Annotated in this window: 16 protein-coding genes and 1 pseudogene; 15 read left to right on the forward strand and 2 right to left on the reverse strand. The window is 44.5% G+C overall.

Annotation, left to right across the window (positions count from 1 at the left end; genetic code table 11):
• The first annotated feature begins 3 nt into the window (after nucleotides 1-3).
• The 4 genes from ACSQ8P_RS05535 to ACSQ8P_RS05550 all read left to right on the forward strand — a co-directional run bounded on the left by ACSQ8P_RS05535 (nucleotide 4) and on the right by ACSQ8P_RS05550 (nucleotide 5,751).
• Nucleotides 4-885, forward strand: coding sequence for a carbohydrate ABC transporter permease (locus ACSQ8P_RS05535; RefSeq protein WP_436234268.1), 882 nt, complete (start codon nucleotides 4-6; stop codon nucleotides 883-885).
• Nucleotides 886-958: 73 nt separating this feature from the next.
• Nucleotides 959-2,545, forward strand: coding sequence for an extracellular solute-binding protein (locus ACSQ8P_RS05540; RefSeq protein ID WP_436234269.1), 1,587 nt, complete (start codon nucleotides 959-961; stop codon nucleotides 2,543-2,545).
• 88 nt (nucleotides 2,546-2,633) lie between these two features.
• Complete coding sequence (locus ACSQ8P_RS05545; protein ID WP_436234270.1) at nucleotides 2,634-4,226, forward strand: glycoside hydrolase family 43 protein; 1,593 nt, start codon at nucleotides 2,634-2,636, stop codon at nucleotides 4,224-4,226.
• A gap of 406 nt (nucleotides 4,227-4,632) precedes the next feature.
• Nucleotides 4,633-5,751, forward strand: coding sequence for a hypothetical protein (locus ACSQ8P_RS05550; protein ID WP_436234271.1), 1,119 nt, complete (start codon nucleotides 4,633-4,635; stop codon nucleotides 5,749-5,751).
• Between the two features lie 471 nt (nucleotides 5,752-6,222).
• On the opposite strand, the gene ACSQ8P_RS05555 is transcribed toward ACSQ8P_RS05550, so the two are convergent.
• Nucleotides 6,223-7,314: a GntR family transcriptional regulator gene (locus ACSQ8P_RS05555; protein ID WP_436234272.1), complete on the reverse strand. Its 1,092-nt coding sequence runs from the start codon at nucleotides 7,312-7,314 to the stop codon at nucleotides 6,223-6,225.
• Between the two features lie 359 nt (nucleotides 7,315-7,673).
• Between ACSQ8P_RS05555 and ACSQ8P_RS05560 the strand changes: the two genes are divergently transcribed.
• From ACSQ8P_RS05560 to ACSQ8P_RS05610, 11 genes and pseudogenes are all read left to right on the forward strand, one after another.
• A complete protein-coding gene (locus ACSQ8P_RS05560; protein ID WP_436234273.1) occupies nucleotides 7,674-9,290 on the forward strand; it encodes a xylulokinase in 1,617 nt (538 codons plus the stop codon).
• Nucleotides 9,291-9,292: 2 nt separating this feature from the next.
• On the forward strand, nucleotides 9,293-9,988 hold the full coding sequence (locus ACSQ8P_RS05565; protein WP_436234274.1) for an L-ribulose-5-phosphate 4-epimerase: 696 nt from the start codon (nucleotides 9,293-9,295) through the stop codon (nucleotides 9,986-9,988).
• A 41-nt stretch (nucleotides 9,989-10,029) separates the two neighbouring features.
• Entirely contained in the window at nucleotides 10,030-11,454 is a 1,425-nt protein-coding gene (gene araA / locus ACSQ8P_RS05570; protein ID WP_436234275.1) for an L-arabinose isomerase, read from the forward strand.
• Nucleotides 11,455-11,493: 39 nt separating this feature from the next.
• A complete protein-coding gene (locus ACSQ8P_RS05575) occupies nucleotides 11,494-11,622 on the forward strand; it encodes a helix-turn-helix domain-containing protein (protein ID WP_436234276.1) in 129 nt (42 codons plus the stop codon).
• A gap of 459 nt (nucleotides 11,623-12,081) precedes the next feature.
• Entirely contained in the window at nucleotides 12,082-12,891 is an 810-nt protein-coding gene (locus ACSQ8P_RS05580) for a stalk domain-containing protein (protein WP_436234277.1), read from the forward strand.
• Nucleotides 12,870-13,139, forward strand: a complete 270-nt coding sequence (locus tag ACSQ8P_RS05585) for a hypothetical protein (RefSeq protein ID WP_436234278.1) — start codon at nucleotides 12,870-12,872, stop codon at nucleotides 13,137-13,139. The genes ACSQ8P_RS05580 and ACSQ8P_RS05585 overlap by 22 nt, the downstream gene beginning before the upstream one ends.
• Before the next feature lie 405 nt (nucleotides 13,140-13,544).
• Nucleotides 13,545-14,468: an ABC transporter permease gene (locus ACSQ8P_RS05590; protein WP_436239462.1), complete on the forward strand. Its 924-nt coding sequence runs from the start codon at nucleotides 13,545-13,547 to the stop codon at nucleotides 14,466-14,468.
• A gap of 20 nt (nucleotides 14,469-14,488) precedes the next feature.
• The gene (locus ACSQ8P_RS05595) at nucleotides 14,489-15,370 is read left to right on the forward strand and encodes a carbohydrate ABC transporter permease (protein ID WP_436234279.1); all 882 of its coding nucleotides are present in this window, start codon (nucleotides 14,489-14,491) and stop codon (nucleotides 15,368-15,370) included.
• A gap of 37 nt (nucleotides 15,371-15,407) precedes the next feature.
• Entirely contained in the window at nucleotides 15,408-16,919 is a 1,512-nt protein-coding gene (locus ACSQ8P_RS05600) for an extracellular solute-binding protein (RefSeq protein ID WP_436234280.1), read from the forward strand.
• Nucleotides 16,920-16,991: 72 nt separating this feature from the next.
• Nucleotides 16,992-18,036: pseudogene (locus ACSQ8P_RS05605) on the forward strand (glycoside hydrolase family 88/105 protein).
• Between the two features lie 288 nt (nucleotides 18,037-18,324).
• Nucleotides 18,325-20,592 (forward strand): helix-turn-helix domain-containing protein, encoded by a 2,268-nt coding sequence (locus ACSQ8P_RS05610; protein ID WP_436234281.1) that lies wholly within the window; start codon nucleotides 18,325-18,327, stop codon nucleotides 20,590-20,592.
• A 131-nt stretch (nucleotides 20,593-20,723) separates the two neighbouring features.
• On the opposite strand, the gene ACSQ8P_RS05615 is transcribed toward ACSQ8P_RS05610, so the two are convergent.
• Nucleotides 20,724-21,557: an AraC family transcriptional regulator gene (locus tag ACSQ8P_RS05615; protein WP_436234282.1), complete on the reverse strand. Its 834-nt coding sequence runs from the start codon at nucleotides 21,555-21,557 to the stop codon at nucleotides 20,724-20,726.
• Nucleotides 21,558-21,634 lie beyond the last annotated feature (77 nt).

The raw sequence follows: 21,634 nt of genomic DNA on the forward strand, positions 1-21,634 counted from the left end.
TTCATGCCAAATCAACGGTTAACCATAGGGAGAGTAAGTTTCAATATCGTAAATGCCGTCATCATGATCGCTGTTGTCGTATTGACGCTGTACCCTTTTCTTTATATTTTAGCTTCTTCTTTAAGCGAGCCAATCTATATCCAGCAGGGGAAAATTACGATATTCCCTAAGGGTTTTAACTGGAAAGCTTATCAACTTGTGTTTGAATTTCCGATGCTGGGAAGATCCTATCTCAATACTGTCTTGTACACGATTACGGGAACACTGGTTAGTATCACTTTGACAGTATTAGCCGCGTACCCATTATCAAGGAGAAATATGTGGGGTAGAAAAGCATTTACAACAGTTATTCTTCTGCCAATGTTGTTCTCAGGCGGCATTATTCCAGCTTTCCTTGTCGTCAATGCTCTCGGTATGAGGGATTCTATATGGGCTATTATTATTCCGGGTGCTGTAACTTCCTTTTATGTATTCATCATGCGTACTTTTTTTGAAGCGATTCCACAAGAGCTGGAGGAAGCGGCTAGAATTGACGGATGCTCACATATCCAAATTTTGCTAAGGATTGTGCTTCCCCTTTCTTTGCCTTCCTTGGCGACAATAGGACTTTTTTATGCAGTTGCGCAGTGGAATAGTTTCTTTCCAGCTATGCTTTATCTAAGCTCCAAATCGATGCAGCCTATTCAGTTACTGCTTCGCGACATTGTCATTATGAATGATACGGATTCTGTACTGGGGGGAACGGATGCTTCTGAGCGGGCGCTAAGGGGAGAAACCGTAAAATATGCAACGATTATGGCTGCAACACTGCCTATTTTGGTGGTATATCCATTTGTTCAGAAATATTTCGTACAAGGCGCAATGGTAGGATCGGTTAAAGGGTAAACACATTCAATTGTAGTCACAGGCGATAGCCTTTGATTGATAAATGATTTACATTTAATAAGGAGGGTTTTCAATGACATTTAGAACGAAGCAAAATACATGGATGGTACCTGCCGCACTTTCCGTGACAGCCTTAATGGGAATGCTCGCAGGCTGCTCGAGTGAGAAAGAAACAGCAGGAAGCAGTTCAACACAGCCGAGTGCTAGTTCGGCGGTCACACTGGATAAACCGGTTACGGTCCGATTTATGGTGCAAAACGATCCTGGAGCTCCGATGAACAATGATATGCCGTGGGTAAAGGAATTTACAAAGCATACAGGTGTGCAGTTTGACTGGATAGCGGGACCCGAGAATGCCGATCAATACAAAGAAAAATTTAATCTCACCATCGCTTCTGGAGATGTTCCCGACCTTATGGAAAGTCCGGGGGATATGCTGAACAAAGGTGGAGAAGCAGGGACCTTTTTATCGATTGACAAATATTTGGATAAAATGCCTAATCTCAAGAAGCTGCTGGATAGCAATCCTGCTTATGCCCGTGCTTTAAAGACAGACGGCGGTAAAATTTATTATCTTCCGCACTTCTTGGCCGTAAAAACTAATAACACCTTCTTGCTACGTCAAGATTGGCTCGATAAGCTAGGCTTGAAGCAGCCTCAAACGTCGGATGAGATGTATAACGTTTTGAAAGCGTTTAAGGAACAAGATCCGAACGGTAACGGTAAAGCGGATGAGATTCCTTTCACGACAAGAAATAAAAAAGCGGGCTTAAATGGATTTATCGAACCTTTCGGTGTTTCGCTGGATGAAGATTTTATAGTTGAAAACGGCAAGGTAGGTTTCACATATACGAATCCTAAGTTGAAGAATGCACTTGCCTATTTGAACAAGCTGTATAAAGAGAAATTGATTGATACCGAGTATGCCACCAATGATACGAAAATTTGGGATCAACGGCTGTCCACGCAAGTATCAGGTATGACTTGGGATGTTTTTGCTCGCCAGGATTATTTCAATAAGTCCATTCAACAAGTCAATAAAGACGTAAACATATCGATCATCAATCCGCTCAAAAGTACCGATGGTAAGCAATATACAAAGAATCAGCAGCTTCCTATTGCAACAACAGGAATTGCTATCAGTGCAAAATCGAAGAATATCGATCAGCTCATCAAATGGGCAGATTGGTTCTACAGCCAAGAGGGACAACTGTCATACAATTTCGGAATCGAAGGAGACACGTATACGATGGTGAACGGACAGCCTCAGTATACAGATAAGGTTGTCAAAGATCCGAAGCTTGCCGCAGGAAGTGTGATCAAAGCGCTAGGTCGCTTGCACTTCGTGTCCAAATTGGATATTCGTTACGAGAACGCTTCACAATCCGCGGATGTTGTTAAGAAAAGGGATGAGGCTGCAAAATTTGTCACGGATCGTTTCCCGAAAGAGTATCTGTCCTACACGCCTGAAGAGCGGGAAGTAATCAATGCCAAATACACAGAAATCAGTACGTTTAAGGATGAAATGTTTGATAAGTTCATTTACGGCAACGAGTCTATCGATAAGTTTGACGATTTTGTCGCCAAAATCAACAAGATGGGGCTGGACGAAGTTACTAAGGTACAGCAAGCGGCTTATGACCGCTATATGAAGCGCTAGTCATGGCTACTTAAATGAAGTGAGCCCGATATGACTTGGGCACACTTCATTTTCTTTTAGAAGTATGATGATGAAAGGAGATAAAATAATGAATAAAACTGATTACGGTATATTGAATCGGGAGGCATGGGTATCCGATCAGGGAGATGGTACCTTCCTCAATCCCATTCTTTACGCAGACTACTCTGATCCCGATGTGATTCGTGTCGGTGAGGATTTTTATATGACGGCTTCTAGTTTCGGCCATATCCCCGGTTTACCGATTCTGCATTCCAAGGATCTTATCAATTGGAAGCTCATTAACCATGTGATTAAAGAGATGGACCTTCCCGGTTACGAAGTGCCTCAGCACGGCAAAGGGGTCTGGGCGCCGAGTATTCGATATCATGCCGGTAAGTATTGGGTATTTTACGGTGACCCTGATGTTGGCATTTTCATGAGCACAGCAGATGACCCATCAGCAGAATGGTCCGCACTTCATTTGGTTCAAGCCGGTAAAGGTTTGATCGACACATGCCCATTCTGGGACGATGACGGTCAGGCGTACTTAATACATGCCTTTGCTGGCAGCCGTGCTGGGATTAAGCATAAGCTCAGAATTTGCAGGATGTCTCCCGATGGTAAGCGACTTCTAGATGAGGGAACTATCGTGTATGACAATCCTGATAAACACCCCACATTGGAAGGGCCAAAGATGTATAAGCGAAATGGTAATTACTATATCTTCGCACCTGCAGGCGGTGTCGAGACAGGTTGGCAAACTGTTTTCCGGTCTAAGAGCGTGTTCGGTCCATATGAATATCGCATTGTACTTCATCAAGGGGATACTTCCGTCAACGGGCCGCATCAGGGTGGTTGGGTGGAATTGGAATCGGGTGAATCATGGTTTATGCATTTCCAAGATCGCGATGCCTATGGTCGAATCGTGCACCTGCAGCCGGTGGAGTGGACAGAGGATTGGCCTCTAATGGGGAAGGACATCAATGGGGACGGTATTGGAGAGCCGGGGCTTCAGTGGAACAAACCTAATGTTGGTAAGCAAATTTCGATTGAAGTGCCAGATACGTCCGATGAGTTCGATGACACCCGTTTAGGACTGCAATGGCAATGGCAGGCTAATCCGATGCAACGATGGTATTCCCTGGAAGGAAGATCCGGCGCATTAAGATTGTTTGCCGAAGCTTTGCCTGCTGGGGCTCCTAGTCTGTACCATGCACCACATTTGCTGCTGCAGAAATTCCCAGCTCCTGAGTTTGTAGCTACTGTTAAGCTGGATGTCAGTGGACTGGAGAGTGGAGACCGAGCCGGGTTGATCGTTTTTGGGTATCAATATATGTATATAGGGATTCATCGTACAATGAACCCAAGCTCTGCGGGAGAACAATTTGAACTTGTGGCAATGGCAGGCGATGCCAATGGGGAACGTCAATTATGGGCTAGACCCATAAATTCGTTGGCATTGTATCTACAAGTTGAGGTTGAAGATGGCGGATATTGTTCCTTTCGATTTAGCGAGGATGGAGATGCATTCGAACCTATCGACATTCCGCATTTTCAAGCATCGAAAGGACATTGGGTTGGCGCAAAAATGGGTATGTTCGCCGCCGGCTTAGACAACGGTGAAAGAAAAGGATATCTTGATGCAGAGTGGTTTAGAGTCTATCCATTTAAGGAGAAATGATAACCTACTAAATAATTAACCCCGTACTAACAAAATAAGTGATTAATAAGGTATAACAACGATACCGTTATATTACTGCAGAACATTTTAATTCGAATGAAGCCAGCAAACCATTGTGTTTGTTGGCTTCTTGCATGTAGTACAAAAGACTCAACATTCCTAGGATCATCAGACGTTTCTTCTTTTAAAGGAGTATGCCCTGAGAAATCTCCGCTAAATCAAGCGTTTACGGAAATTTGTTTTGAAACTGAAATGAGTATGTTGCGAGGACTGGATGCTGCTCGTATAGTGTTAGTAGGTTACCGAGGATAGCCGTTTTGTATTTTTGGCCAATGGAAGAAAAATCGTCAATGACGATTTGACAACATCCGAACTGCTTAAGGTAACTATTCCAGGGACTTGGTAAGTGACGCTCTACGATACGCAAGAGGGTTCAACGAAAGAAGTGAAGGCTGATTATGCTAATGGCAGCACGGTATTTAAATGGCGGATGCATGAAGCAGATAGTCTTCTCTTGAAGTTACAGAGGAATGATGATGTTAATCAGGAATGCCCGGCGGAAATCGTGGATGCAGCAAGGCTAGCTGAATGGGAAAACGTACAGACAATTGTTAATGCTGTGAATTACTCCCTTTCCGAACCTAATGTGCTTGTGCTCGATATGGCGGAATACCGTCTGGATGGCGGGGAGTGGCAAGCTGTTGAGGAGCTTCTTCGCTTGGACAATAAAATTCGCCAGCAGCTAGGCATGCCAATACGTTATGAGAGAGTGGCTCAGCCGTTTGCGAATTTAAAAGAAAAGCGGGAGCATGTGCTTGAACTCCGCTTCAAGGTAGAACTGGAAACGGGGCTGGATGAACTGTATCTGGCGTTAGAGCAGCCGGAAATGACGGAAATCGTTGTGAATGGCATCAAGATCGAGCAGAATGACTGCGGCTATTATGTGGATGAGAGCATCCGTAAAATCGTACTAAAGCCTGTGTCTGCCGGAGAGCTGAATATTCATATGAAAATAGCCTATGCATCTCACATTGATGTCGAGAATATGTATCTGCTCGGTGATTTCGGAGTTAAGGTAGTTGGAAATAAAGCATCAATAACAAAGCATCCTGAAAAACTCGGATTTAGTGATATATGCCACCAGGGTCTGCCGTTCTATGGTGGGAATGTTCGATATGAATACGAATTCGAAGTGGTGGAAGCCGCCGAGTACGAGGTAGGGATTACTAAATTCCGCGCACCGTTGATCGGTGTCAGCGTGGACGGAAAGCGAACAGGAACGATTGCGTACTCACCTTACCGCGCACCACTTGGCTATCTGGGAAAAGGGAAGCACAGCGTCGTTTTGGAGGCATTCGGAAGCAGAATCAATACGTTTGGACAGCTTCATCTTTCCGACGAGAATATGAGATGGTACGGCGATGGTTCATGGCGGACGGATAACGAGAGCTTTTCTTATCAGTACCAATTTAATAAAGTCGGCATTTTAAGGGAGCCGGAAATTTTTAAAAGAAAAAAGCAATAGCATTTTTATATTTATACCACCGTAACATTCTTTAAGTAGTAATTATTGGAATAAAATATAGGACAGAGCAGAGGGGGAGTACTCCCATCCCACTTCTCTTTCTTTGAAAAGCCAGCAAACCCTTGCGTTTGCTGGCTTCTTGCACTTCAGAACTTATTTGTCACCCAACAACAACTGCTAGAGATGTATAAACCGGGTTAATGAACTATTAGACTCACGCGTTAGAGCTCAACTACCGGGCAATATTACGGAACCTTCCAACTATTGGAGGCATAATATTTCAGGACACCTACTATCAAATCCATTGCGGCTTCCGCGTTAGTCTAATGTAAGGAGTATGCGATTAAACAGTATGCTCCTTGTATTGCTTCGGCGTCACGCCGGTATACTTTTTTTACACCGGGTTAAACCCCTGATTTCTTCGCCGGCAGAACTGATACGATGAACCGTAAGTAATAACACAGTCCATGACTATTCCACTTCGATCGCTTTTACGGTTTCACCTTCAATTAATACGGGCTGGTAATAGGTGTTGGTGGGCAAGTCTTTTTTACCTTGTAAATTCTTAATTACCCAATCCGCTGCGTCGCGTCCCATTTGTTCTTGGGGGTGAGTCAGCGTCGTTAGTTTGATATTCGCGTTTTTGGCGATATATGAATTGTCCTGACCAATGATAGATAGCTCGTCTGGAATGGAGATACCCATTTTTCTGCAGACATGTACGACTTCCAAGCCTACCTCGTCGTTGTAACACACAAGCGCAGTCAAGTCATCCCGATTGTCGTTCAGATACACTTCCAAGTTAGCGGACAGGTCCGACTTCGTTGCCGTATCGAAAGAAAGTACATGCTCTTGCTGGAACCGTAATTTAGCTTCACCAAGAGCCCTGATAAATCCCTTCATTCTATACTTCCCTTGCAAATCATCCATTTTCGCGATGATGCCAATCTGGGTATGTCCTTTGGCAATCAGCTCCCGAGTTGCTAGATAGCTGGACTGCACGTCATCTAGACAGAAGAAAGGAACCTCCAACTCTTCATAATAGGCATTGATCATCGTGAAGGGAACCTCCTGCTCCTTAAAAGACAGGTAGTAAGCGATGTTGGGGTTATATACATTGCTTCTGGTAGGTTCTATAATCAGCCCATCTACTCCGAAGGACAGCATCATTTCTAACGCCTTTTTTTCTTGGGAGATATCGTTATTTGTACTAGCTAACAGCAAGGAATAGTTATCTTCATTTAATCGGCTTTCAATGCCGCGGATGATGGAGGGAAAGATGTAATCCGAGATATAGGTCGTGATGACGCCAATCGTTTTATTCATGATTTTCCCACCCGTCCTGGAACGGTATTGGGTGCTGACGTATGTACCGGATCCTTTCTCGCTTCTTAGGAAACCCTCGTTCGATAAATCCAGAATAGCCTTTCTAATCGTCTGCCGGCTAACATTGTACTCCTCCTGCAAAGCGAATTCCGAAGGGATTTTCTCGCCTGCTTTGTACGTTCCCGAGAGGATATAACTTTTGAGATCATCTATGATGATCTGGTATTTTGGCTTCATGAAATCCACTTCTTTCATCATTTTTCGATAAGTTGTACGTACACATTCTAGCATAAATTGCATGGAATGCAAATGTAGTTATATTTACTCATGAATTCAATGGTACAACTTCTACCCATTTCCTTTATAAAGGTGACTGTGATGAAAAAATAGGGGCGATTACAGATCATGTTAGTATAACTATAACGATATATTGACAAATGTACGTACAGAAAATATACTAAAACTATCAATTGGAGAAAGCGCCTTCTTGCGATCGAAATCTTCCTTTTATTTCATCGAGTGACCGATTCGATCGGAATTAGCTAGTATACGAATCAAAATCGTTTGGGTTAAACAGAGAGGGGACATATGTGATTATGAATCTTGTAGACTTGAAAGAAGCGATAACCAAGGGCGAAACCTCGCTAGGTATCGAATTCGGATCTACGCGGATCAAAGCGGTGTTGATCGATCGTCGATTCGAGACCATCGCATCGGGAAGCTATGAGTGGGAAAATCAGTTGAAAGACGGATTTTGGACGTACAACCAGAAGGATATTATTAAAGGCCTCCAAACCGCTTATCGTGAAATGAAGCAAGAAGTGGAACGGAATTACGGGGTTACCCTCCGGACCGTGGGTTCGATCGGGTTTTCCGCTATGATGCACGGCTATATGGCATTCGACAGCACGGGTGAGCTGCTGGTGCCGTTTCGGACTTGGCGCAACGCAACAACCGGCGTGGCAGCTAGGGAATTAACGGACTTGTTTCAATTTAATATCCCCGAGCGCTGGAGTATCGCTCATTTGTACCAAGCGATATTAAATCAAGAGGAACATGTACCTAGTATTGATTTCGTAACGACGCTGTCTGGATATATTCACTGGCTGCTGACTGGCAAAAAAGTGATCGGCATCGGAGATGCTTCTGGGATCTTCCCTATTGATGAAGCAAGCCGTAATTACCATCCATCGATGGTTAAACAATTCGATGAACTTATCGCAGCTAAAGGTTATCCGTGGAAGCTTGAGGATCTTCTTCCTAAAGTATATCTCTCCGGTGAGCAAGTTGGTGAACTAACGGAGACGGGAGCTGGCATTCTAGACCTAGATGGGGATCTGCAGTCTGGTATTCTGCTATGTCCTCCAGAGGGCGATGCCGGCACAGGCATGGTTGCGACGAATAGCGTCAAGAAACGTACGGGTAACATTTCCGTGGGCACTTCCGTTTTTGCAATGATTGTATTGGAGAAAGAATTATCCAAGGTTTATCCGGAGATCGATATGGTCACGACGCCGAACGGCAATCCGGTCGGCATGGTGCATGCCAACAACTGCTCCAGCGATCTCAACGCCTGGATGGGCTTGTTCCGTGAATTCTCCGAAGCCATGGGATACGGCGTAGATTCCGGCAAATTGTTCAGCGTGTTGTTGAATAAGGCATTAGAGGCTGATCCGGATGGCGGAGGTTTACTTAGCTACGGTTATCTCTCGGGCGAGAATATTACGGGAATCGACAAAGGCCGGCCGCTGTTCGTTCGCTCACCAGAAAGCAACTTTAATCTGGCTAATTTCATGCGAACGCACTTATTCACTGCTTTCGGAGCATTGAAACTCGGAATGGACATTTTGACCGAAAACGAACAAGTCGCCATTGACAGCATTTTGGCTCATGGGGGCCTTTTCAAAACTCCTGTCGTCGGACAAAAGATCTTAGCGGGCGCGCTGAACGTACCGATCTCGGTCATGTCCACGGCCGGCGAAGGCGGGGCATGGGGTATGGCGCTTCTGGCTTCATATATGATCAATAAGGATCAAGAAGAGAGCCTGGATAACTTTCTCGAGCAGAAGGTCTTTAGAGATGTCGAAGGACAGGAGATTGCTCCAGATTCATCGGATGTAAAAGGGTTCCAAGCATTCATCAAACGATATCAAGCAGGGTTGGCCATCGAACAAGCTGCAGTAGACCATCTGCTAGAGAACGGGAGGGACTAACGTTGTTAGAGCAACTGAAAGAAGAAGTGTATCAAGCGAATCTGGATTTGCCGAAGCACGGACTCGTAAAATTTACTTGGGGCAATGCGAGCGCCATCGATAGGGAAAGCGGCTTGTTCGTGATCAAACCAAGCGGAGTCAGCTATGAAAAGATGAAACCGAGCGACATGGTCGTTGTGGATCTTGACGGTAATGTGGTCGAGGGAGAGATGAGACCGTCCTCCGATACCGCGACTCACGCCGTGTTGTACAAACACTATCCGCAAATCGGCGGTATCGTACATACCCACTCAACCTGGGCAACCATTTGGGCGCAGGCGGGACTGGATGTACCCGTTATGGGAACGACGCATGCGGATACCTTCTATGGCGCCGTGCCTTGCGCCCGTTTCTTGAACCAAGCGGAGATTGACCGGGGGTACGAAGCGGAGACGGGCCGTGTCATCATCGAAGAGTTCGAGAAGCGCGGATTGGATGTCATGGCAGTTCCGGCCGTCCTGCTTCAGGGGCATGCTCCATTTACTTGGGGGAAAGATGCGAATTCGGCAGTCGTGAACAGCGTTGTGCTAGAGGAAGTTTGCAAGATGAATTTGTACGCGCGGCAATTGAATCATTTTGCAAAAGAACTGCCTCAAGGCATACTGGATAAGCACTATCTTCGGAAACACGGGAAAGATGCCTACTACGGGCAGAAGTAATAACCGTACTCATTAATAAATACAGGAAGAGGATGATTAAGATGTCAACAACAGCAGCTAAACAGTTTTGGTTCGTCGTAGGTTCGCAACATCTGTACGGAGAAGAGGCGCTGGCTGAAGTAAAAGCTCACGCGCAGACAATGACCGATGCTTTGAATAATAGCGGTGTACTTCCGTATCCGCTTGTCTTGCAGGACCTAGCAGTAACCGCGGATAAAATTACAAGCCTCATGAAAGAGGTCAACTATCGTGATGAAGTGGCTGGTGTCATCACATGGATGCATACGTTCTCGCCAGCAAAAATGTGGATTCGCGGTACAAAAATGCTGCAGAAGCCTCTGCTTCACTTGGCTACACAGTTCAATGAAAGCATTCCTTGGGCAACGATTGACATGGACTTTATGAACCTGAATCAAGCCGCTCACGGCGATCGCGAATACGGTTTCATTAATGCCCGTCTGAAGAAACAAAATAAAATCGTTGTAGGCTACTGGGGACGTCCGGAAGTGAAACAGCAGATTGCGGATTGGATGGACGTAGCTGTTGCTTATAATGAAAGCTTCAACATTAAAGTTGCCCGTTTCGGCGACAACATGCGCAATGTTGGCGTAACGGAAGGGGACAAAGTCGAAGCCCAAATTCAATTCGGATGGACCGTGGACTATTACGGCATCGGCGACCTAGTGCAATATGTGAATGCCGTTTCAGAGCAAGAAATTGATGATCTGCTGGGCCAATATGCGGAGCTTTACGAATTCGATTTCGGAACGAACAGTAAAGAAGCGTGGGAAGCGAGCGTCAGAATCCAAGCGAGTTACGAAATTGCCATCAAACGTTTCTTGGATGAGAAAGGTTATAATGCCTTCACTACTAACTTCGAAGATTTGCATGGAATGAAACAGCTTCCTGGTCTTGCTGTTCAACGTCTGATGGCGCAAGGCTACGGCTTTGCTGGTGAGGGTGACTGGAAGACAGCTGCTCTTGCCCGCTTGCTGAAAGTGATGAGCCACAATCAAAATACAGGCTTTATGGAGGATTACACTTACGAGATGGCGGCTGGTCAGGAAGCGATCCTGCAATCCCATATGCTCGAAGTAGATCCGACCTTTGCAAGCAACAAGCCCAAAATCATCGTTTCGCCACTTGGAATCGGCGGTAAAGAAGATCCGGCGCGTCTGGTATTCGACGGTAAAGCCGGGGAAGGCGTCGTCGTATCCATGGCGGACTTCGGCACTCATTATAAATTGCTGATCAACGAGGTTACCGCTTTTGAGCCGACGGTTCCGGCTCCTAAGCTTCCTGTGGCTCGTGTACTCTGGAGCGTGAAGCCGAACTTCCAGGATGGGGTGAGAGCCTGGATAGAGAATGGTGGCGGCCACCATACCGTTGCTTCTTTGAACTTGACAACAGACCAAATCGTGACCTACGCCAAGCTGGTTAACTTGGAATACGTCGTTATTAAGTAGTCTATAATTAAGGCGAAAAGAAGAAGCTGGAATATGTTGGTGTCTACTCAATTATCGATTTTGCAGATCACCTATGAAACAGGATTTAGCCAAACTAGCTATTTTATCAGTCTTTTTCATCAGATGACGGGGATGACACCTCAGCAATTTCGTGAGATGTACGGATAGATCAATAAATATGATGCTAAATTGGAGACTGTTCAAAGAATGGTCAACAAAAAAAAGACTGCAATCACTGTTCCTTACGTGATTGCAGTCTTTTTTTTACTATGGGATTTAGAGAGTAGAAATGATAACAACAACATTAAGAGCATTTAATATCAGACTCAAAAAATTCCCTCTGATGTGCAGACACTCATTATTTGGTCAGTGAACCTAATACTTCACTCTGAAGCGAAATTATTGACTGACTTTTATCATCCGGTTTTACAATTTTGATGGTTTGAATTAATCGATACTTTCCATTTGCCAACTTCTCGATCTCTTCAAAGATGTACGAGTCTTTGTAAGTATTTATAAGAACCATCTTTTTAGACTTAATTGTTGAAGATAAATATACAGATTCTCGAGATGCAATGCCCAAAATAGCTAAATAAAATACATAAATATGTTATTAAGATGCCTAGAATGGCTAAGGGAATTGTGATTAATAAAGCACTGCTTTATGTGCCTTTAAGATTTGTTTCTGAGGCTCTTGGGGCTGACGTTGATTTCGATTCAACAACCAATACGGCCATCGTTACAACAGATGACAGTTGTAACCTACCTGGAGGACAAGTGCACAGCGGTACAGTTAAGCCAGGCGGGGAAACATGGGGGGTATGTGGAAGTCCTCACTTTGTAAAGGATGACATCTATGTTGAAGGTAAGGATAGCCCTAATCTTGTTATTGAAGCAGGTGCCGTGTTTCGCTTCGAGAATGGAGCGGGAATTCTTGTTGGTCTGAATGCTCCCGGAGGACTTGTTATAGAAGGAACGGAGAATAATCCAAGCATATTTACAGCGGATACGGCAGGTGCACAGCCTGGGTTCTGGAAAGGCATTCACTACTATGAACAGACTGTAAAAGGCCGCGCTTCCATCGACTTTGCCCATATCGAGTACGCTGGGGGATCCACTGGTGCCGTAACGGTTACGGCAGGAACCTCCCTTGTTGAACTGACCGTGCGTGATACGCAATTCAAGAATAATGCGTACGCAGGTATTCAGTTAACAGAGAATACCCGTTTGTCTCTACAAAGTAAAAACCTTACGATAACAGGCACCAGGACATCCCCTGATGGCGGCGGTGCACCAATCATAACAGCCGCATACGGAACGAATAATTTGCCCGATGGCAATTACAAGGATAATGACCTCAATGTTGTATTGATTGCAGCCGCCATGTCGTCTACGACGGTTAAAACGAATACGACTTGGAACAAATTGAGTATTTAATTGACGGCAGCGAAGGTAAAGTGATTAAGGAGTTAAGCACCTTCTCACCGGACGGACCAGGTCTCCAATCAGTGCCGATTGCTAAGTACGAGATAACTGCCAGATGGGTACCAGACGGGATGGATCCAGTTCCGATGCTTGTCTCAAAATTCGCCACGAATGAATATGTCAAATCCATCGTCACCTCTGATTTCAGTGCAGTCGTTGGAACAACGAAACGGGTAGCGATAAAAGTGTCTTTTCCGTAATTTAAGACAAACAATAATGAAGCAGCATAAGCCGATCGGATGAAATCGCATAATCTCACGTATGATCTGAACTATTGGTTGACTAATAATCGGCAAGTTGCGAACCGGGTTGTAACATTACTTGATACTAAGCCATACGAGAAATCGTATGGCTATTTGTGTTCACCCCATATTGGCATGAACCGTACAAAAATCAACCAGTGACAGCAAGTGCAACTAATGACTGTTTACGGTTGGTGGTCACAAAAATGGCGTGGGGCAACTAATTTGAACAACCAAGGACTATCGACTGTAATTTAATCCCCACATTATGATGGAAATACAGTTTCAAAGTTATTAATGAATGTATTTGGGGAATGAAAGGAAGTAAGTAGTATGCAAAAAAGTATGAATACGCGAATCGCTATGTCTTCTGCAACAAGGTCGTCGACGATGATGGGGAGACTGGTACGAAACCGATGGCTCTATTTCATGGTTTTCCCTGGTCTTTTGTACTTTCTTATTTTTAAGTACTGGCCGATGTACGGAATCTTTATCGCATTTAAAGATTATCAGCCGTTTTTGGGCTTCTGGGATAGTCCGTTTGTAGGACTAAAACACTTCGAACGTCTTTTTAGCGATTCGAACTTTCTCGTTCTCTTTCGCAATACCTTAATTCTGGCCACCTATAATATCCTGTTTTTCTTTCCACTGCCGATTGTGATTGCACTCATGCTAAACGAGCTAAGACGGGAATTTATGAAGAAGATCGTTCAAACGTTGGTCTACATTCCTCACTTTATGTCTTGGGTTGTAGTCGTTGGGATCGCCTACATCTTCTTAACGACAGAAGGAGGCATAGTGAACGAGATGCTGGTGCGTTATGGGGGAGAAAAGATCAATTTCCTTGTGAGTACCGATTGGTTCCGGACGGTCATTACCGCTGAGGTCATTTGGAAAGAAACGGGCTGGGGTACGATCATTTTCCTTGCTGCACTGGCCGGCGTCGACACGCAACTGTACGAAGCGGCACGCATGGACGGAGCGAACCGGCTTCGCCAACTGTGGCATATTACGCTCCCAGCCATTCGCAGCACGGTTGTCATTATGCTGATCCTTCGACTGGGACATTTCCTCGATACAGGTTTCGAGCAAATCTTCCTAATGCTTAATGCTATGAACCGTGAGGTTGGAGAAGTTTTCGACACCTATGTCTACTCTGTTGGGATTAGCCAAGGACAGTACAGCTTTAGTACAGCAATCGGTTTGTTCAAATCGATCATCGGCTTAATTCTTGTCGTCGGATCTAATTATTTAGCCAAAAAGTTCGGAGAAGAAGGTATCTACTAGAAAAGGAGTGTTGGACCGCTATGCCGCTAAAGCAAAGCTGGGGAAGCCGAATATTCGATAGCTTGAACATGTTGCTGTTGATTGTATTCGCTTTGCTTACCGTAATCCCATTCATATATGTCGTTGCTGGCTCGTTCGCCACACAGAAGGAGTTGCTGACGCGTGGATTTATCCTATTCCCGACAGAATTTTCTCTGGATGCGTACAAATATATATTTTCGACTCAAACATTGGTCAGAAGCTTGCTGGTTACCATCTTCATTACTGTCGTTGGTACGCTGATCAACATTTTCTTTACATGCTTAATGGCGTATCCGTTAGCACGTAAAGATATGGATTTCCGCAAACCAATCTTGATGCTGGTTGTGTTCACCATGCTATTCAGTGGCGGGATGATTCCGACGTTCTTGGTGGTCAAGCAGTTAGGGATGATCGATACCTACTGGTCGTTGCTGATCCCAAGCGCCATCAGCGCCTTCAACTTAATTATTATGCGGAACTTTTTTCAGCAGCTGCCGGACGGCTTGGAGGAATCGGCCAAGATAGACGGCTGTAATGACCTTGGCATCTTTTTCAAGATTGTGCTTCCGCTATCCATGCCCGCAATCGCTACCTTCTCGTTATTTTACGCGGTAGGACACTGGAACACGTTCTTCAACGCAGTGCTGTATATCAATGACAATACGAAATGGCCAATTCAAGTGCTCTTAAGGCAGATTGTGATCTTGGCTTCGGGCGGGATCGGTGACTCCACTGCGATGGATGCTGATTATGTCACTCCGCCAGAGCAATCGGTGAAGATGGCGGTAATTGTGGTATCTACACTACCCATCCTGTTCGTATATCCATTTTTGCAAAAGCATTTTGCCAAAGGGGTATTGATGGGCTCGGTTAAGGGTTGAGATATAATAGTATAAGAGACATAGGGAGGATATTAAAATGAACAAAAAAAATCAGAAGACAATGGTGAAAGCCGGAGCTTTGCTCACGACAGTTGCACTAGTTCTTACGGCCTGTGGGGGGAAGGATGAAGCCACTCCCAAAGCAAGTGGTGATGCCGGGGTGAATCAAGGGCCGCTGCAATTGACGATGATGCTGCCAACCTACAACGCTGAGCAAATGCCCGCGGACAGCTCGGTACTTAAATCACTTGAGGAAAAGACAAACTCAAAACTTACGGTGTCTTGGGTGCCGTCCTCAACCTACTCGGATAAATTAAGCGCGACAGTTGCATCTGGAGAGCTGCCGAAAACGTTTGTTGCGCTGGAACCGAAGGCTTCCAATATCGTTAACGCTGCTCGTAGCGGTATGTTCTGGGAGGTTGGGCCGTATTTAAAAAACTTTCCGAACCTGAGTAAGATGTCGGACATCGTACTGAAGAACGTATCCATCGACGGCAAAATTTATGGCGTGTACCGTGAGCGAGATCTGGCTCGATTCGGTTTGATGATCCGTCAGGATTGGTTGACAAACTTGGGTATACAGGCGCCGAAGAACGTTGATGAGCTCTATACGGTTCTGAAATCCTTCGCAACAGGAGATCCCGATAAGAATGGTAAACAGGATACAATTGGACTTGCTGTAGGTATGCAGGGGAATAATATAGCTGGATTTAAAGATATTCTGGTCTATATGGGCGGTCCCAATGAGTGGGAACTGAAGGACGGCAAGCTTGTTCCAGCTCATATGACGGCAGCATATTTGGATACAATGAAGTTCTACAAGAAATTGTATGATGAAAAAATTATTAATCAGGACTTCGCGCTTGTTCAGGACGGCCGTGCTGTCATGAATAAGGGTCAAGCAGGACTTTGGATCGATAATATGCTTGACGGCAAAAATATCGAGGACAGCATCAAGAAGATCGATCCGAATGGGAAAATTAATTTAATCAACCGCATCTCCGGTCCTAAGGGTGAAAAAACTCGCGCCGGTGCTGGCTATCTAGGCATGTACGTGATTCCAAAAACGAGTGTGAAAACGGAAGCGGAGCTCAAACAAATTCTTACTTATTTCGATAAAATATCCGAGAAGGATAATCAAAACCTGATGAAATATGGGATTGAAGGAAAGCAATATACGATTGAAAACGGCAGTTATAAGCCAACTCAGGATCCAAAAATCAAAGCAGAAATTACAGATGGCAACCAGTTTATGATTATGCAAGATCAAGTTGTTAACTATGGAAACGAGCTGGAGAAGCTCAGCACGAAGCTGTTCCAAGATAACGCCACGATTGCCATAGCTAATCCAGCCGCACCTTTTATCTCCAATACGGAGATTGAGAAGGGCAAAGAGCTCTCGAAGATCATTGCGGATGCGACTGTAAAATTCATCATGGGTGCGATCAATGAGGCCGATTGGAAGACGACGGTTGATAAATGGTTGCAAAGCGGTGGAAGCAAGGTCATCGAGGAATTTAATGCAGAATACGCTAAAATAGCTAAGTAATGGGGGCTTATTGAGGAAAGGGAGATAGGTCCCTTTCTTCATACATCTTTAATGGGAGAGGATTAAGAAGAGATGCCGAAGATACTATTCGACGAAGAAAAGATTCGGTCGGCTATCGACCGGGTCGTAGAACGTACGTTCAAGATGGATTTTAGCTGGGATTGGCCGGGTGGGGTTGCATTTTATGGTGTGTGTGAAGCGTATGCGGCTACCGGCAAGAAAGAGTATTTAACCAAATTGCAAGTTTGGGTCGACGAAAATATGGAGGACGGGCTGCCGAAACTATCCGTCAACGCGGTATCAATCGGTCATTCGCTGCTCACTTTATTTCAAGTCACACAGAATGACAGATATTTGGATGCGGCTAAGGATATGGCGGAGTTTCTCACACACGAGGCTGTACGTTTTGACGAAGGTATTTTCCAACATACCGTTAATTCAGAAACCTACAATTTTCCAGAACAGGCTTGGGTGGATACGATGTTCATGGCTGGATACTTCTTGCTTCGCATCGGCACTCTGCTCAACCGTCAGGACTATATCGAGGATGGGCTAAGGCAGTACCACGGACATGAGAATTTCCTGCAGGATCCTATGTCGAATTTGTACTATCATGGCTGGGACAACATTGTGAAAAACAACCTTTCTGCTATCCATTGGGCGCGTGGCAATTCCTGGGCAGCCCTGACAATGGCCCGGGCGCTCGACCTTGTTCCAGTTACTCATCCCTCCTTCATGATCATCGATGGTTCGCTTCGGTGATCAGTTGAGCACGCTGGTACGCCTTCAGGATGAATCGGGCTTGTGGCATACGATTGTTGATGATCCTGCCTCTCCGCTGGAAACTTCGGGATCGGCAGGGATAGCGACAGCCTTGTTAACTCGAGGTAGCTTATATAATAAGTATACGCAGAGGTCAATCGAGGGTATCCTAGAACGTATTAGTGTGGATGGTACGGTAACAGGGGTTTCTGCTGGCACTGCGGTCATGAACGATGCCGATGGATATAGAAACGTACCAGATAAACGCATTCAGGGCTGGGGACAAGGGCTTACGCTAGCATTCCTTGCCGGAGTGTTGGATACGCAGAAGAATCTGTTCGGCAACGGATGCTAAGATCAATAAATTACTTGTATTAGGTTAGATTGCTCCCCTATAGGATAGACAGATAATAAGATCTGTTTATCCTATGGGGGATTTTTAATTTTTACTCATAAATATCAACTAGTGACAACGAGTACAACTTATGACTATTCCGGGATTTACGAGTCAAAACGGCATCCGAGTGCCCATATGAACAACTAGGGACTATCGACGTAACTTTCGTCTATTGGTATGATGGAACTGCTGTTTCATAGCTACAAGCATGTTACAACTGATAGGGATCTAGGATTTGGAGGTATTATGAGATTTCGTTCCTCATCTTATTTATTAAAACTGATGTTATTGTCCGTCCTGATTGGGACTATACCGGTCATTCTGCTGGGCACCTTTGCCTATTATAATTCATCACGAACTGTACAAGAGAAAGTAAATGAGAGCAACAAACAGCTATTGCAGCAAATGCAGATGCGTGTCGAGCAAACGCTTAGGACGATTGATAATTCGGCAACGCAGCTGCTGCAGTCACCCATCGTTACCAGCGCCTTTGAAAAAGAGATCTCGAATCATGATTTCGAAATGGTGCATCAGTTGTATAAGGGTATCTCACTGATTCAAACCTACGAGTTAGGGATCAAGGATGTTTTTCTATATAGTCTTGGCAGCAAATGGATGGTTTCAGGCAGCGGGGTTAACGAATACAGCGCCCCGGAATTCAGGGCGCAGCTAGAGGCGTTCTCCACCAATGAGGCAGGTTCCTTCTGGACAAGCGGACCTGATGACTCGTCGAATTCTTCCCATTTCATTTACTTTGTGAAAAAGTATCCCTTTAACTCTATAAATCCGACGGGGATTATTTGTGTAGTCCTATCGTCTGATGTGATAAAGGAGTTTGACACGTTTCAAAACGGCAAGCTGGGGAGCGCGTTTATTCTAGATCAAAATTTCAAGATAGTTGATCGTCACGACCGGACTCAGCTTGGAAGTAATATGTCGGGTCAACCCTTCTTGAAGCCTATCCTCGAAAAGAAGAATGCTTCTGATCAATATGAAACTGAGCTGGATGGAGAGGGAATGACTGTAACCTACAGGATTTCCTCATATAATGGCTGGAGCTATGTCTCAGTAGCTTCTAACGAACAAGTCAACGCACAGAATAAAATTATCGGGTGGATTACACTACTTGTATGTATGGTCATCTTGCTGGTCACGCTGGTACTTGCGTGGATCGGGTCAAAGAAGATGTATAGTCCGATCCAATCCATTTATGCTACGCTCAATAGCATTCCTTCCTCGATTGATGAGCAGAAGCCGAATGGGGAGCTCCAGGTTATTGGGGAACGTGTTGATTATTTAATTAAAAATCAATCCCTGATTATGAATGAACTCAAGGGGCAGAAAGATCAGCTCAAGGAGTTTTTCATGCAAAAATTGTTTAGCGGCGCTATGCATCCTGCTGATTTTGAGGAGAAATTGAGCTTATACAATTTGGATAAGCCCTGGCCTTCCATGTGCGTACTTGCTGTTCAAATCGACTCGCTAAAAGATACCAGATATGAAGAGTCGGACCGGGATTTGCTCATGTTTGCCATTAGCAATATCGTCGGTGAACTTGTGTTGTCTGAGCAAAGGCTGGTACCAATCGTCAAAGCGGATAGTCAAGTCACTTTGATTGGTTCAACGAAAGAGGGGGCGGAATTTAAAGAGCAAATCTTCACCCTATCTGACGAGATTCAAACGGCTATTTTTCAATATTTGGATATAAAAGTGAGCATCGGAATTAGCCGCTCTTTCAGCTCGTTTACGGAAATCCGGCAGGCTTTGCACGAAGCTATGACATCGTTGAAGATTAGGGTAGGACTAGGGCAAGAGTCGATTTTGTTTATTGAGGATGTACAACCACAGAAAAGCAATTTGTTTATGTTTCCGAATGAAGGGGAGCAGGCTCTGTTCGATGCGATTCGAGGAGGAAACCTGGAACAGTCCAACCTAGCCTTGAAGCATTTTATCGGGGAATTGTTCCAACCTGATACTCAGCATCGGGACTACCAGCTATCATTACTTCGGCTTCTTGTCGACCTCCTTAAGTTCGGGCAGGAATTGTCTATCCCCCTGGACCGAATTGCCGAGGATGAAGCTTCCTTAATTCAGTCTCTGTTCAAGCTGCGGAATGTACAGGAGATGGAACATTGGTTTTGGTCGATTTTTGTACATCCATACATTCAAGAACTAGAGAAGCGTCGAGATAGTCAATTTAAGCATATTTCAGAAGCGATCATCGATATGATTAAAAGGGAATTTGATTCAGAGCTCACACTTGAGGAATGTTCTTCCCGTATCAACTATCATCCTCATTATGTGAGCCGTGTTTTTCGGCAAGAAACCGGCATTAATTTCGGCGAATATGTAACACAGTATCGGATTGATATGGCGAAGAAATGGCTTAAGGAGTCCGACATGAAAATTATTGAAATTGCTGAGCGATTGCAGTACAACAACTCCGCGAACTTTATCCGCTCCTTTCGCAAATTGGTAGGTATGACGCCGGGCCAATACCGTGAAGAGGGTTAGGTATACAGCTATAGCAACAGTTGATGTTAAACATGGCTCCTCCATGGAGTAAACTTTTGTAACAACAAAACGTCAAAACGGGACACTTTGGTGCCCTGTTTTGACGTTTTTGTTCTAAATTAATTCTCTTTTTATTTTCGTATTTTCAATTGAAGCTTCCTGAACTGGTTAGGACTGATTTGTTCCAGATTTTTAAAGACTGTACAGAAATAGTTAGCATCTTCAAAACCGGTCAAATAGGCAATTTCTTTAATTTGCATCTGAGGGTTTTGCAAGAGAAGCTCCTTGCTCTTTTTTATTCGAACGGAATTAATATATTGAAAAACTCTTACATTTGTTGTTTTTTTAAACACTGTACATAAATGCTGCGGCGTAACTCCTGTAATCTCTGCCATAACTTCCAAAGTAAGAGGACGACTAAAATTTTGATCAATATAATCAAACAATGGTTTAAGTTTATTATTCAGATGGATAGCACTATGGTTAGGATGAATGGAGGTATATTGCACGATGTCGGTAAGAAGGGAATAGATGACACTTGAGCACTGGATGCCTTTCAGGTTACCCTCCGATTGTTGAATGTCCAGGAGATGTTGAATTTTGGATAAAAGAATATCGGGTCTGAGTACATAAAGGGCACCGGAGGATTGAGTCCCTGCCGTTTGTCTTAAAAACGGTTCCACCTGCTGTCCGTCGAAGACGATCCAATCCACAATCCAAGACGGGCTTATGGCGTAATACTCATGGGGGGTTCCTTTTAATAGCAGCATAGCCATGCCTTCTTTAATTCGGTAGGTTTTCCCCTCGGTCAGCAGCTCGCCTTCCCCTTCAATACACTGAATCCACTGATATAAATATCCATCCGGACGTACAATGTGTTCTTGGTTCCAACTTGATCCCACGTCGACTAAATAGTAGGGTAGCAATCTGTCGGATTCCGTAATGATTGGTATGCGTCTTTTCAAGCAAATACCCACCTTAATATTTTAAAGTTTTATTAATATTGTTAGATTGTTTGGTTTTAATGTGAATTTTATAATAT

Source organism: Paenibacillus sp. LjRoot153, from assembly GCF_964253085.1.
GTDB lineage: Bacteria > Bacillota > Bacilli > Paenibacillales > NBRC-103111 > Paenibacillus_E.

Bases quoted from the DNA above. Each gene is read 5' to 3' on its own strand.
- ACSQ8P_RS05535 (WP_436234268.1), top strand. From the start codon at position 4: ATGCCAAATCAACGGTTAACCATAGGGAGAGTAAGTTTCAATATCGTA.
- ACSQ8P_RS05540 (WP_436234269.1), top strand. From the start codon at position 959: ATGACATTTAGAACGAAGCAAAATACATGGATGGTACCTGCCGCACTT.
- ACSQ8P_RS05545 (WP_436234270.1), top strand. From the start codon at position 2,634: ATGAATAAAACTGATTACGGTATATTGAATCGGGAGGCATGGGTATCC.
- ACSQ8P_RS05555 (WP_436234272.1), bottom strand. From the start codon at position 7,314: ATGAAGCCAAAATACCAGATCATCATAGATGATCTCAAAAGTTATATC.
- ACSQ8P_RS05560 (WP_436234273.1), top strand. From the start codon at position 7,674: ATGAATCTTGTAGACTTGAAAGAAGCGATAACCAAGGGCGAAACCTCG.
- araA (WP_436234275.1), top strand. From the start codon at position 10,030: ATGTCAACAACAGCAGCTAAACAGTTTTGGTTCGTCGTAGGTTCGCAA.
- ACSQ8P_RS05580 (WP_436234277.1), top strand. From the start codon at position 12,082: ATGGCTAAGGGAATTGTGATTAATAAAGCACTGCTTTATGTGCCTTTA.
- ACSQ8P_RS05590 (WP_436239462.1), top strand. From the start codon at position 13,545: ATGTCTTCTGCAACAAGGTCGTCGACGATGATGGGGAGACTGGTACGA.
- ACSQ8P_RS05595 (WP_436234279.1), top strand. From the start codon at position 14,489: ATGCCGCTAAAGCAAAGCTGGGGAAGCCGAATATTCGATAGCTTGAAC.
- ACSQ8P_RS05600 (WP_436234280.1), top strand. From the start codon at position 15,408: ATGAACAAAAAAAATCAGAAGACAATGGTGAAAGCCGGAGCTTTGCTC.
- ACSQ8P_RS05610 (WP_436234281.1), top strand. From the start codon at position 18,325: ATGAGATTTCGTTCCTCATCTTATTTATTAAAACTGATGTTATTGTCC.